Genomic DNA, 13,359 nt, shown 5'->3' with positions numbered 1-13,359 from the left:
CAAATTCTTACTGGTTAATTCTACGTCTGACGGCATTGTCTCCTCACTCCAGTACTCATGTACTACCGTACACTCCGCCCTTCGCTCGTCACGGCTTTGTCTGCCGTACAATTACCTGCGTAATTAACCTTTATTTGTTAATTTAGAAAGCTGTATTGAGTATCACTTCTTAAGTGTTTCTATTCGTCTAAGTGCTACTTAGTAAAACCCATCTGGGTTGTATGGTTAAGCCTCTCGAGTCATTAGTATCAGTTAGCTCAACGCCTCACAACGCTTACACACCTGACCTATCAACGTCCTAGTCTCGAACGGCTCTTTAGTGGACTTATAGTCCAAGGGATGACTCATCTTGGGGCTCGCTTCCCGCTTAGATGCTTTCAGCGGTTATCGATTCCGAACATAGCTACCGGGCAATGCCATTGGCATGACAACCCGAACACCAGCGGTTCGTTCACTCCGGTCCTCTCGTACTAGGAGCAACTCCCCTCAATCATCCAACGCCCACGGCAGATAGGGACCGAACTGTCTCACGACGTTCTGAACCCAGCTCGCGTACCACTTTAAATGGCGAACAGCCATACCCTTGGGACCGACTTCAGCCCCAGGATGTGATGAGCCGACATCGAGGTGCCAAACACCGCCGTCGATATGAACTCTTGGGCGGTATCAGCCTGTTATCCCCGGAGTACCTTTTATCCGTTGAGCGATGGCCCTTCCATTCAGAACCACCGGATCACTATGACCTACTTTCGTACCTGCTCGACGTGTCTGTCTCGCAGTTAAGCTGGCTTATGCCATTGCACTAACCGTACGATGTCCGACCGTACTTAGCCAACCTTCGTGCTCCTCCGTTACTCTTTGGGAGGAGACCGCCCCAGTCAAACTACCCACCAGGCACTGTCCTTACCCCAGATAATGGGGCCAAGTTAGAACATCAACACTACAAGGGTGGTATTTCAAGGATGACTCCATCAGAACTAGCGTTCCAACTTCATAGTCTCCCACCTATCCTACACATGTAGGGTCAATGTTCAGTGCCAAGCTATAGTAAAGGTTCACGGGGTCTTTCCGTCTAGCCGCGGGTATACGGCATCTTCACCGCAATTTCAACTTCACTGAGTCTCGGCTGGAGACAGCGTGGCCATCATTACGCCATTCGTGCAGGTCGGAACTTACCCGACAAGGAATTTCGCTACCTTAGGACCGTTATAGTTACGGCCGCCGTTTACCGGGGCTTCGATCATGAGCTTCTCTTGCGATAACCCAATCAATTAACCTTCCGGCACCGGGCAGGCGTCACACCGTATACTTCCTCTTGCGAGTTTGCACAGTGCTGTGTTTTTGATAAACAGTTGCAGCCACCTGGTATCTGCGACTCCCGTCAGCTTAGAGAGCAAGTCTCATCACCAACAAGAGCGTACCTTCTCCCGAAGTTACGGTACCATTTTGCCTAGTTCCTTCAGCCGAGTTCTCTCAAGCGCCTTGGTATTCTCTACCCGACCACCTGTGTCGGTTTGGGGTACGATTCCCGCTAACCTGAAGCTTAGAAGATTTTCCTGGAAGCATGGCATCAACTACTTCATCCCCTTGGGGACTCGTCATCAGCTCTCAGTGTATAGTGACCCGGATTTGCCTAAGTCACCCACCTACCACCTTAAACGCGGACTACCAACGCCGCGCTAGCCTAGCCTTCTCCGTCTCTCCATCGCAGTTAGCGGAAGTACAGAAATATTAATCTGTTTCCCATCGATTACGCCTTTCGGCCTCACCTTAGGGGTCGACTCACCCTGCCCCGATTAACGTTGGACAGGAACCCTTGGTCTTTCGGCGAGGGGGTTTTTCACCCCCTTTATCGTTACTCATGTCAGCATTCGCACTTCTGATACCTCCAGTGTGGGTTACCCCTTCACCTTCAACGGCTTACAGAACGCTCCTCTACCGCGCAACTCTAATGAATTGCACCCGTAGCTTCGGTGGTATGTTTAGCCCCGTTACATCTTCCGCGCAGGCCGACTCGACTAGTGAGCTATTACGCTTTCTTTAAATGATGGCTGCTTCTAAGCCAACATCCTAGCTGTCTAAGCCTTCCCACATCGTTTCCCACTTAACATACACTTTGGGACCTTAGCTGACGGTCTGGGTTGTTTCCCTTTTGACGACGGACGTTAGCACCCGCCGTCTGTCTCCCGAGTAGTACTCATTGGTATTCGGAGTTTGCAAAGGGTTGGTAAGTCGGGATGACCCCCTAGCCTTAACAGTGCTCTACCCCCAATGGTATTCGCTCGAGGCGCTACCTAAATAGCTTTCGAGGAGAACCAGATATCTCCCGGTTTGATTGGCCTTTCACCCCCAGCCACAAGTCATCCGCTAATTTTTCAACATTAGTCGGTTCGGTCCTCCAGTTGATGTTACTCAACCTTCAACCTGCCCATGGCTAGATCACCGGGTTTCGGGTCTACGCCTTGCAACTAAACGCGCAGTTAACACTCGGTTTCCCTACGGCTCCGCTATTCGCTTAACCTCGCTACAAAACGTAAGTCGCTGACCCATTATACAAAAGGTACGCAGTCACGGTCTCAAGAACCGCTCCCACTGCTTGTACGTATACGGTTTCAGGTTCTATTTCACTCCCCTCACAGGGGTTCTTTTCGCCTTTCCCTCACGGTACTGGTTCACTATCGGTCAGTCAGGAGTATTTAGCCTTGGAGGATGGTCCCCCCATATTCAAACAGGATATCACGTGTCCCGCCTTACTCGTTTTCATCAAAGGTTAGTTTTCGTGTACGGGGCTATCACCCTGTGCCGCTGGACTTTCCAGACCATTCCACTAACACCCCTCTGACTTAAGGGCTAATCCCCGTTCGCTCGCCGCTACTAGGGGAATCTCGGTTGATTTCTTTTCCTAAGGGTACTTAGATGTTTCAGTTCCCCTCGTTTGCCTCATGTAGCTATGTATTCACCACATGATGACCGCTTATGCGGCCGGGTTCCCCCATTCGGACATCGTTAGCTCAAATGCTTGTTACTAGCTCGCCAACGCTTTTCGCAAGTTACTACGTCCTTCATCGCCTCTGACTGCCAAGGCATCCACCGTATACGCTTAGTCGCTTAACCATACAACCCAAATAGGTTTCACTTACGTGAGCCACTTGAATTGTTGCGACCAGCTGGTTTTACTTGTCTCATCTTCGACCAAGAAGATGGACTCGCCTTAGACTTGAATATTCAAGACACTTAACAAGTGTTTTAAGAACTCAATTTTTTTCGTATTAACACAACGACAGACATCATTGTATTAATTACTATCAGCTTTCCAAATTGTTAAAGAGCGGGCTTAAAAAAGCCAAAGATAATGTTTTAGTTTATCTTTGGCATCTCTAACCATAATGCAGTAAATGGTGGAGCTATGCGGGATCGAACCGCAGACCTCCTGCGTGCAAGGCAGGCGCTCTCCCAGCTGAGCTATAGCCCCATTTACATGCAGTGCGAGTAAATAAGATGTTCCAAACCTCTTAAAGGATTGGTTTGCCAATCATTTCTTATCAAAGCGGACAGTGGCGACGTTTAGTTCACTAAACGAGTCACTTTCCAACGCTGAGAAGGAAGGATTGGTGGGTCAGAGTGGACTTGAACCACCGACCTCACCCTTATCAGGGGTGCGCTCTAACCAGCTGAGCTACAGACCCATCTTTTACTCTATCTTCTATCAAGCAAATCTGTGTGAACACTCAACAAACATCGAGTTAGTCGTATAGGTAAGGAGGTGATCCAGCCCCAGGTTCCCCTAGGGCTACCTTGTTACGACTTCACCCCAGTCATGAACCACAAAGTGGTGAGCGCCCCCCGAAGGTTAAGCTACCCACTTCTTTTGCAGCCCACTCCCATGGTGTGACGGGCGGTGTGTACAAGGCCCGGGAACGTATTCACCGTGGCATTCTGATCCACGATTACTAGCGATTCCGACTTCATGGAGTCGAGTTGCAGACTCCAATCCGGACTACGACGAGCTTTGTGAGATTAGCTCCACCTCGCGGCTTTGCAACCCTCTGTACTCGCCATTGTAGCACGTGTGTAGCCCTACTCGTAAGGGCCATGATGACTTGACGTCGTCCCCACCTTCCTCCGGTTTATCACCGGCAGTCTCCCTAGAGTTCCCACCATTACGTGCTGGCAAATAAGGATAGGGGTTGCGCTCGTTGCGGGACTTAACCCAACATTTCACAACACGAGCTGACGACAGCCATGCAGCACCTGTCTCACAGTTCCCGAAGGCACAACCGCATCTCTGCAGTCTTCTGTGGATGTCAAGAGTAGGTAAGGTTCTTCGCGTTGCATCGAATTAAACCACATGCTCCACCGCTTGTGCGGGCCCCCGTCAATTCATTTGAGTTTTAACCTTGCGGCCGTACTCCCCAGGCGGTCTACTTAATGCGTTAGCTTGAGAGCCCAGTGTTCAAGACACCAAACTCCGAGTAGACATCGTTTACGGCGTGGACTACCAGGGTATCTAATCCTGTTTGCTCCCCACGCTTTCGTGCATGAGCGTCAGTCTTTGTCCAGGGGGCCGCCTTCGCCACCGGTATTCCTCCAGATCTCTACGCATTTCACCGCTACACCTGGAATTCTACCCCCCTCTACAAGACTCTAGTTCGCCAGTTCGAAATGCTATTCCTAGGTTGAGCCCAGGGCTTTCACATCTCGCTTAACAAACCGCCTGCGCACGCTTTACGCCCAGTAATTCCGATTAACGCTCGGACCCTCCGTATTACCGCGGCTGCTGGCACGGAGTTAGCCGGTCCTTCTTCTGTAGGTAACGTCACAGATGAGCCGTATTAAGACTCACCCTTTCCTCCCTACTGAAAGTGCTTTACAACCCGAAGGCCTTCTTCACACACGCGGCATGGCTGCATCAGGGTTTCCCCCATTGTGCAATATTCCCCACTGCTGCCTCCCGTAGGAGTCTGGGCCGTGTCTCAGTCCCAGTGTGGCTGATCATCCTCTCAGAACAGCTAGGGATCGTCGCCTTGGTGAGCCATTACCTCACCAACTAGCTAATCCCACCTAGGTTCATCCAATCGCGAGAGGCCCGAAGGTCCCCCTCTTTCCCCCGTAGGGCGTATGCGGTATTAGCAGTCGTTTCCAACTGTTATCCCCCTCGACTGGGCAGATCCCTAGGCATTACTCACCCGTCCGCCGCTCGCCACCTCAGGAGTAAACTCCCTTGTGCTGCCGCTCGACTTGCATGTGTTAGGCCTGCCGCCAGCGTTCAATCTGAGCCATGATCAAACTCTTCAATTAAAAGTTTTGTGTTTAACTCGCGTTAAACGACTCAATGAATTCTACTGTTTTGATTCGCTTTGCTCCCTAAGAAGCATCGCGTTTCAATTCATACATTACTGTATGTACATATTGCTATGAACACTCATTCATTGATTTAATTCTTTGATTACTCGCCAAACGGCAGAGTAATTTCGATTAACTCAACACCTGTGAGTGTCCACACAGATTTCTTGTTTAGATTGTTAAAGAGCATTTGACCTCATCGCTTGCGTTACCGCTCACTGGGTCAGGGCTGCGTATTTTACGCATTTCCCTTATCGCGTCAAGGCGTTTTTACAAACTTCTTGAGGCTTTCGAATCAACTGCACAATTTGCATTCGATTCGCACTGTAACCGCGTTGGCTTTCGCTGTCTGCCGTGTCAGTGGATGCGCATTATAGGCAGCGAAACTTTTTGTGCAACCCCTAATTTTAAGATAATTGGCATTTTTGCACTGTTCGTTGGATATTTGACCTGACCTGTCAGTTTTTAACCTTTATAATGCTAAAAACCACTCAATTAGGGACTTTTTTATGTCTGGGCCACTCAGAACTTACCAAGGAATTCATCCACAACTCGGCGATAATGTGTATGTGGACCAAGCTTCAGTGCTCGTTGGCGACATTGCTTTAGATACCGACGCGAGTATTTGGCCTATGGTGGCCGCTCGTGGTGATGTCAATCATATTCGAATTGGTAAACGCTCCAATGTACAGGATGGCAGCATATTGCACGTGACCCGCAAATCCGCTTCTCGTCCTGAAGGCCATCCACTGATCATTGGTGATGATGTGACGATTGGGCATAAGGCGATGCTGCATGGCTGCAAGGTGGGCAATCGTGTTTTAGTAGGAATGGGGGCCATTATCCTCGACGGTGCCATATTAGAAGATGATGTGATTTTAGGTGCGGGTTCGTTAGTACCACCAGGTAAAGTGCTGCAGAGCGGCTACTTATATGTCGGCAGCCCTGCGAAACAGGCGCGACCGTTAACCGAAGCGGAATTGAAGTTTTTACCCGAATCCGCAGATAACTATGTGCGCTTGAAAAACGAATACTTGGCAGAACCTCAGCCAGAGTAGTGTTTCTATTAAATCGTGATGGCAGTGTTTAAGCTGCCATCTTGTTCATTTTGCTCTTAGCCTAAGTGCACTGCGCCAAATTCATCAAACTCTTCTGCTTCAATTAAGGCTTCTGCCATTTCTTCAGCATCAAATCGTACCGCATCAAATAGCGCTAACATGGCGGCCGCTTCATCGATATTAGGCTGGGGCGAAAAGTCATTTAACTGCGCCAACTTCTGTGCGCTGATATAACACTTAATATTCATTCCCTGCTGCTGGGCAATAAAGCAAATATGCTTTTGGGTTTCATCCCAATGTTGCAGATCGGGGAATAAAATACTCTGATTCATTTTATCTTCCTCTTGAGCCTCTATTGCGCGTCGGCCTGTAGTTTGTCCCTGAGCAATTTAAGCACTCCTGAGGTATCTGGCTCGACGCCACGCCAGAGCGCAAAACTCTTTGCCGCCTGACCGACAAGCATACCCAGTCCATCAATCACTTGCGCAGCGCCCTGTTGCACAGCCCATTGATTAAATGCCGTTGGTTTTGCGCCATACATCATATCGTAGCAAGCCGTCTTGCTGCCGATAATGGACTGTGGCAGTGGCGGTAGCTCTCCCGCTAGACTCGCTGAGGTCGAGTTAATCACTAAATCGAACTCCCCCGACAACTCTGGCATCGGCATCGACAGGAGTGTATCGCGGTAACGCCCTTGTTGTACTTGGCTAAAAATCTCTACTAAGGCCTGCGCCTTACTTTGAGTGCGGTTAGTGATGACGAGTTGACCCACTTCAGCCTTAAGCAATGGCAAAATACAGCCGCGCGCCGCGCCGCCGGCCCCCACCAAGAGTACCCGCTTATGCTGCAAACTGCCGAGATGGCGAATAAGATCGGCCACCAGCCCCAAACCATCGGTGTTATCACCATAAATTGTGCCATCGGCCAACAAACTTAAGGTATTGACCGCCCCCGCCAGTGTCGCTTCGGCGCTTAAGCGATCGCAGAGGGCAAAGGCTTGCTCTTTAAAAGGCACTGTCACATTCGCGCCCTTTCCTCCCGCCTGAAAAAATGCTCGTAAACTCGCCTCAAAACCATCAATGGGTGCCAGAATCGCTTCATAACTCAGGGACTGCTGCGTAAGGGCCGCAAACTGTCCATGGATAAAGGGTGATTTACTGTGACCTATCGGATTGCCAAACACGGCATATCGATCAAGTACTGGCGTAGTTACTGAGGGCATATTTGTCATCTGCGGGATTCTATTGGCTGTGAATGGCATGCAGTCTAGCGCGCTTTTAGGCGGTAGCACAGCCTAGTGGCGAGCCTAAGTTGTTGTACCTAACTTTAGCCTTCGGTTTCACAGTGACATTCAGGCTATAATGCGCGCATCGAAATTGTAGACAGCAATGCAGTTAGACCTATGAACTGGCTTAAAAAGATTTTTAGTAAACACACAAGCGTGTCGGATGACAGGGATCCGAATCAGTCTAATGCCTATGATTTAATTGGTGGCGACAAAGTGATCCGCGCGATTGCCAATAGTTTCTATCAGAAAATGGCAAGCTCAGCAGAAACACAAGCCTTATTCGCGATTCACCGTGCGCCGATTGCAGAGTCGGAACAAAAGCTCTATGAATTCTTAAGTGGCTGGCTAGGCGGTCCGCAGTTATATCAGCAAAAGTATGGTCATCCCGCATTACGCGCTCGGCATATGCCCTTCGCAGTAGATGAGACAATGCGGGATCAATGGCTATTTTGCATGAAGTTTGCCATTGAAAAACACATAAAAAAGCCAGAGCATCGCGCCGCTATCTATGAGGCGATTTCAACTCTGGCTGATCATATGCGTAATCAGTAAAGTACTGATTACGCGACTCGTGTTAGCGTGCTTATACCCAATCTCGAGGTTTGAGGTAGTTATCGTAAAGATCTGCCTCTGGGCTGCCCGCCTCTGGCGTATAAGCATATTGCCAACGTACCAATGGCGGCATTGACATCAAAATAGACTCTGTGCGACCACCGGTTTGCAGGCCGAACAAAGTGCCTCTGTCGTATACCAGATTGAACTCAACATAACGGCCGCGACGATATAACTGGAACTCACGCTCACGCTCACCATAGGGAGTCTCTTTACGACGCTCAACAATCGGCGCATATGCAGTTAAGAAGCCGTTGCCCACCGCCTGCATAAAATCGAAACTCTTATCGAAGCCTGTTTGGTTTAAGTCATCAAAGAACAGACCGCCCACACCGCGGGTTTCATTACGATGTGGCAGGAAGAAATACTCATCACACCACTTCTTATACTTAGGATAAACATCGTCACCAAAAGGCTGGCATAGATTTTTAGCACTTTGATGCCACTCGCGCACATCTTCTTCGAAAGGATAGTAAGGCGTTAAATCGAAACCACCACCAAACCACCAGACAGGATCCGCGCCGTCTTTATGGGCAATAAAGAAACGCACATTAGCATGGGTGGTTGGAATGTAAGGATTTCTTGGATGAATCACTAAGGAGACACCCATGGCCTCAAAGCTGCGACCCGCCAGTTCAGGGCGATGAGCCGTTGCCGATGCGGGCATCGCAGCCCCTGTCACATGGGAAAAGTTAACCCCGGCTTGCTCAAATACCGCACCTTGGGTTAAGACCCGACTGGTGCCGCCACCGCCTTCGGTGCGCGTCCATGAATCGGCTGCAAAGCTTGCTTGCCCATCCAACTGCTCAAGACCCGCACAAATTCGATGTTGTAGATCGAGTAAAAATGCTTTTACCACTGTCGCATCTGGCACACTCATAGCTTTTATCCTTATTTTTATTAATTAGTTACTGTCCGTTGCGCAAAATCTTGCCACTTCGAGCATCAACAATGGTGGACGGCTGACGCTGCTGACCTAATTGGCCTAGCACTAAGGCATCTATTTTGCCTTCAAAAGCGTTGAGAATGTCATCATCACTAAGTGCGGGATCTTCGCCGGCTAAGTTGGCACTGGTTGAGACGAGTGGTTTACCCAAGGCTTGGCACAAAGCCCGCACACCTTCATGGGCGGAGACGCGCACGGCGATAGAATCAAATTCACCGGATAAATAACGCGAGACATGCGGTTTAATCGGCATCACAAAGGTAAAAGGCCCTGGCCATTTAGAAAAGGCAAACTCAAGCTGCTCGGCGCTCAACTGTGATTCATCAACATAGTCTAATAACTGGGAAAACTCGCTCGCCACTAAGATAAGGCCCTTCTGCCAAGGACGTTGTTTTACGGCGAGTAATTTTTGAATGGCAGTATCATTATCTGGGTCACAGCCTAAACCATAGACGGCTTCAGTGGGATAAGCGATAACGCCACCGTTTAACACTACGTCTTTAATGTCAGAGGGGTGCAGCTGTAACATCTTAGGATTACCTTATGGATTTAATCGTTTTTCCAAACAAATTTTGGCATCTTGGCTACCCCATCCATGGTTGGACAGGGATTATACCTAAGGCGGTTTAAGCGGCCAAACTTTTAGAGAGATCGATCACACTAAAGCGCTCGTTTGTATTTACAGCTTTTTTGCGGGCATTCTAAACGCATTCCCGCCGCACCTTTACGCTCGACTAAAATCCCAAAGCCACAACTCGGGCAGCTTTCGCAAACGGGTGGATAATTGACGATAAACTTACATTTGGGATACGCGCTACAGGCATAAAAACTCTTACCAAAACGGCTGGTTCGATGCTCAAGTTTACCCGTTTTACATTCAGGACAGGCCACCTCAGGTTTATCGCTCTCCTGATCAGGTCTTTCAATATGAGTACAATTGGGATATTGGGTACAGCCGATAAAAATGCCAAAACGCCCCGATTTAACAGCCAACTCATGGCCGCATGCGGGACATTTAGAACCTTCAATCACTTGGGTTTCAATCGATTCGTGCTGCACTAAAGGACGAGTATATTCACAGGTTGGGTAATTATTACAGCCGATAAAACTCCCATGCTTACTGTGTTTTACCGACAACTCGCTGCCACATTCGGGGCATAACTCGTATTCTTTTTCCAGTGCATGCTCATGGGCACTAAATAGTTGTTCATCGATCTTAGACATAATCATTTACCACTAGTCATTGCGGCTAATCCGCAGATAACTCACCGCACAGGTCTCAACAAACATATGGCATCAAAAAAGGAGGGCTAGCCTCCTTTCTCATTATTTATCACGTCGCAACACTTAAGAATGTAGCCGGCCTTCTTCAGGCTGCTCAAAAATTAAATCTTCCATTTGCTCATAGGCAGACTCATGGCCGGGCGCATTAAACAGCACCATCAGAATAACCCACTTAAGATCTTCGAGGATCAAGGCAGGCTCATCAAGCTCCATGACTCTGTCGATCACCATCTCACGGGTTTCGACATTAAGCACTTTAACTTGCTCTAAAAATAGCAGGAATCCACGGCACTCCACATCCAGCTTTTCCATTTCGTCTTTGGTGTAAATCCGAAACGAATGCTGATCATGATTACACAGGTAAGGCTTATCCCCTTCCTGTAACTCTGCCAGACGCTCCAACCAAGTTAAGGCTTTTAAAATCTCCGACTGATGAAAACCAGCGCGAGTGAGTTCCTTGGTTAACTCGTCTTCATCAACTAGTAGTTCGACTTCACTGTGAACATAGTTTTCAAATAGATACATGAGGATATCAAACATGGCTAGCTCCTCTTTACTCTGACGTAACCACCGGGTACTGCAACAACCCAACCTTGCAACTCAAGTTCAAGCATTTGTTCTAACACCAGATCTATCGTTTTCCCACTATGTTCAACTACAGCATCAATTGTTGTAGTTTCATAACCTACACTAGCTAACAGCGATGAAAATGGCAAATCACAAATCTCACCTTGCTGTATATGGTGGCTGGAGTAGAGTTCTTCAAGATGAAAGGCTGTCAAACTTGCCAGCTCTTCCACTATATCGGCCGCGCTTTCCACAAGTTTTGCCCCATCACGTAATAAATCGTGACAGCCTTGGTGAAATCCTCCTAGGATGGAGCCAGGCACGGCAAACACCTCACGCCCTTGCTCCATAGCCAACCTTGCGGTGATGAGTGAACCACTTTTGCGACAGGCTTCAACCACCAGCGTCCCTAAAGAAAGACCGCTAATGATGCGATTTCGTTTCGGGAAATTGCCCGCAAAAGGCCCTACATCTGGCCAAAACTCGCTTATTATACAGCCTTGGCGCTGAATATCCTCATAAAGCTGCTTATGTCGGCGCGGATAAGTAATATCAATCCCAGTTCCCAGCACGGCAAGCGTTCTTCCACCATGATCAACACAAGCTTTATGCGCCGCACCATCAATCCCCATCGCCATGCCGCTACAGATACTAAATCCAAGCGCCGACATCTCTCGAGCCAATTGATAAGCCACCTGTAACCCACCAGGAGATGCATTACGGCTGCCCACAACAGCAAGAGATGGAATCGCTAGCGCCTCGACGCAGCCCTTAACAAACAAAACGCAGGGTGGATCAGTTAATTGTTTTAGCAACGGAGGATAAAGCGGATCGGAAAAACAGACTAAATGATGATGTGCCGCCTGTTGTTGCCACTCTAAAGCAGCATCGACTTTTTGATAGTCAATAACCAAGCTGTGGAGCTGATTGTCAGACAAAGGGAGCGAGTGTTTCTCATGCTCGAGCCTTTGCCTGAGGTCGTCCACATCCATGTGCGTTAATAATTGTTGTGTCCGAGCGGGTCCGAGCCCAGATACCGCACTAACAATTAACCAATCAACCAAGTTTTCAGAGATTATTGACCTCTAAAGGCTAAGGAATCTGGGGCGATTAATTTATCATCGACCCGCACAGAACGCTCCGTCGATACAATCAATCCTAAACTTGCTTTATCAAACACTTTGAATACTAATAACTTACCATTGTAAACATCAGGCATTTTGAGTGCCCTGTCGGATGAAAGTGACGCAACCACATTGTCATAGGCTGTCCGTTCCATCGAGGGCACAGGTTGGCCATCGTTATTAATCACGATTTCTTCGCCATCGCGATAAATGGAGAATACCTCGCCAGGCTCAATACCGTCCTGCGTACCTTTATCAAGATAGACAACATTGAGTTTACCGGCTTCGCGCATTTTCGACTCGATGGCCAATATGGTCGCTGGCGTCTTAAGTTCTGCGGGTTTTGGCGTAAAGTAAGCTGACATTAACGCTTCATCCTCCATAGGCAACACCCTAAAGCCCGCTTTGGTTTCACGGAAATTGCTCAGAATTTTTACCTTAGACACTTTGCCAGACTCAATGACTTGGCCTGTGGATGCCAGAATCGCTTCCTGTCCTAGCGCCTCGCCCGTTTCTTTATTAAAGAATTCTCGGCCACGCTCATAGACTCCTAACTTTTGATGCAAAGGTAATTCGCTATTAATATAAATCACATCACCAACAATATGATGGCGCGACGGGCTTTCACCGCCGAGTACCATAGGTTGCATGCCTAGCCAGCTAGCATCAACCACACGGTTTTGAACGAGATAGTTTTGGATTAATGCCAAATCAACCGCAGGAACCGCATTGCTCTTGGCAATTACGCGTCCCTCTGGAGTTTTGCGAATATGGGGTTTTGCTTCACTACCCCCAATACTCGCACTCGCGCCATTAAGCACTAATCTGGGTTGACCATCGATAAAGACTAAGGTGAGTTGATCACCGGGATAAATTAAATGAGGATTGGCTATTTGAGGGTTAACATCCCATAAACGTGGCCACTTCCACGGATCATTTAGAAAGGTTGCAGAAATATCCCACAGGGTATCGCCCTTCTTTACCACATATGACTCTGGATACCCTGCTTTCAACGTGAGAGTGTCAGCGTAAACCAATGTGCAATGAAAGGTCATTAACGCAAGTAAAATTAGCCGTTTCATGGTGCGGTCCATGTTGTTTAGCTCTTAAATCGAGCTTTTACTGTTATTGATAGGC

Annotated in this window: 10 protein-coding genes, 2 tRNA genes and 2 rRNA genes; 2 read left to right on the top strand and 12 right to left on the bottom strand. The window is 48.5% G+C overall.

Features of this window, described 5'->3' with window-relative positions; genetic code table 11:
• Window positions 1-221 precede the first annotated feature (221 nt).
• The 4 genes from CEQ32_RS16475 to CEQ32_RS16460 form a co-directional block, all read right to left on the bottom strand.
• Window positions 222-3,114 (bottom strand): 23S ribosomal RNA (locus CEQ32_RS16475).
• Window positions 3,115-3,396: 282 nt separating this feature from the next.
• A tRNA-Ala gene (locus CEQ32_RS16470) sits at window positions 3,397-3,472 on the bottom strand.
• A 137-nt stretch (window positions 3,473-3,609) separates the two neighbouring features.
• Window positions 3,610-3,686 (bottom strand) — tRNA-Ile (locus CEQ32_RS16465).
• Between the two features lie 70 nt (window positions 3,687-3,756).
• Window positions 3,757-5,298: ribosomal RNA gene (locus CEQ32_RS16460) — 16S ribosomal RNA — on the bottom strand.
• Together the 16S and 23S rRNA genes with 2 tRNA genes alongside form the textbook arrangement of a ribosomal RNA operon.
• Before the next feature lie 554 nt (window positions 5,299-5,852).
• On the opposite strand from CEQ32_RS16460, the gene CEQ32_RS16455 reads away from it, so the two are divergent.
• Window positions 5,853-6,401 (top strand): gamma carbonic anhydrase family protein, encoded by a 549-nt coding sequence (locus tag CEQ32_RS16455; RefSeq protein ID WP_055647940.1) that lies wholly within the window; start codon window positions 5,853-5,855, stop codon window positions 6,399-6,401.
• Window positions 6,402-6,457: 56 nt separating this feature from the next.
• Here the strand turns inward: CEQ32_RS16455 and CEQ32_RS16450 are convergent, their stop codons facing one another.
• Window positions 6,458-6,733, bottom strand: coding sequence for a DUF1488 domain-containing protein (locus CEQ32_RS16450; RefSeq protein WP_037413524.1), 276 nt, complete (start codon window positions 6,731-6,733; stop codon window positions 6,458-6,460).
• Window positions 6,734-6,753: 20 nt separating this feature from the next.
• Window positions 6,754-7,632 carry a shikimate dehydrogenase gene (aroE, locus tag CEQ32_RS16445; RefSeq protein WP_055647939.1) on the bottom strand — a complete coding sequence of 293 codons (879 nt, stop codon included), beginning with the start codon at window positions 7,630-7,632 and terminating at the stop codon, window positions 6,754-6,756.
• Between the two features lie 171 nt (window positions 7,633-7,803).
• Here aroE and CEQ32_RS16440 point away from each other — a divergent pair, with 171 nt between their 5' ends.
• Window positions 7,804-8,241: a group II truncated hemoglobin gene (locus tag CEQ32_RS16440; RefSeq protein WP_037413521.1), complete on the top strand. Its 438-nt coding sequence runs from the start codon at window positions 7,804-7,806 to the stop codon at window positions 8,239-8,241.
• Between the two features lie 31 nt (window positions 8,242-8,272).
• Here CEQ32_RS16440 and hemF read toward each other — a convergent pair whose 3' ends face one another.
• From hemF to CEQ32_RS16410, 6 genes are all read right to left on the bottom strand, one after another.
• Window positions 8,273-9,181 carry an oxygen-dependent coproporphyrinogen oxidase gene (gene hemF / locus CEQ32_RS16435; protein ID WP_037429386.1) on the bottom strand — a complete coding sequence of 303 codons (909 nt, stop codon included), beginning with the start codon at window positions 9,179-9,181 and terminating at the stop codon, window positions 8,273-8,275.
• 28 nt (window positions 9,182-9,209) lie between these two features.
• A complete protein-coding gene (locus tag CEQ32_RS16430; protein WP_037413519.1) occupies window positions 9,210-9,776 on the bottom strand; it encodes an L-threonylcarbamoyladenylate synthase in 567 nt (188 codons plus the stop codon).
• Window positions 9,777-9,907: 131 nt separating this feature from the next.
• Entirely contained in the window at window positions 9,908-10,471 is a 564-nt protein-coding gene (locus CEQ32_RS16425) for a type I DNA topoisomerase (RefSeq protein ID WP_037429392.1), read from the bottom strand.
• A gap of 123 nt (window positions 10,472-10,594) precedes the next feature.
• Window positions 10,595-11,071, bottom strand: coding sequence for a DUF494 family protein (locus CEQ32_RS16420; RefSeq protein WP_011070451.1), 477 nt, complete (start codon window positions 11,069-11,071; stop codon window positions 10,595-10,597).
• Between the two features lie 2 nt (window positions 11,072-11,073).
• Window positions 11,074-12,090: a DNA-processing protein DprA gene (gene dprA / locus CEQ32_RS16415; protein ID WP_055647938.1), complete on the bottom strand. Its 1,017-nt coding sequence runs from the start codon at window positions 12,088-12,090 to the stop codon at window positions 11,074-11,076.
• Window positions 12,091-12,173: 83 nt separating this feature from the next.
• Entirely contained in the window at window positions 12,174-13,316 is a 1,143-nt protein-coding gene (locus CEQ32_RS16410) for a LysM peptidoglycan-binding domain-containing protein (protein WP_037413515.1), read from the bottom strand.
• Window positions 13,317-13,359: the final 43 nt, after the last annotated feature.

The sequence above is a fragment of the Shewanella sp. FDAARGOS_354 genome (assembly GCF_002209245.2).
Taxonomy (GTDB): domain Bacteria; phylum Pseudomonadota; class Gammaproteobacteria; order Enterobacterales; family Shewanellaceae; genus Shewanella; species Shewanella xiamenensis.
The sequence above is the reverse complement of the archived record's forward strand: the minus strand, read 5'-3'. Positions and strand labels throughout refer to the sequence as shown.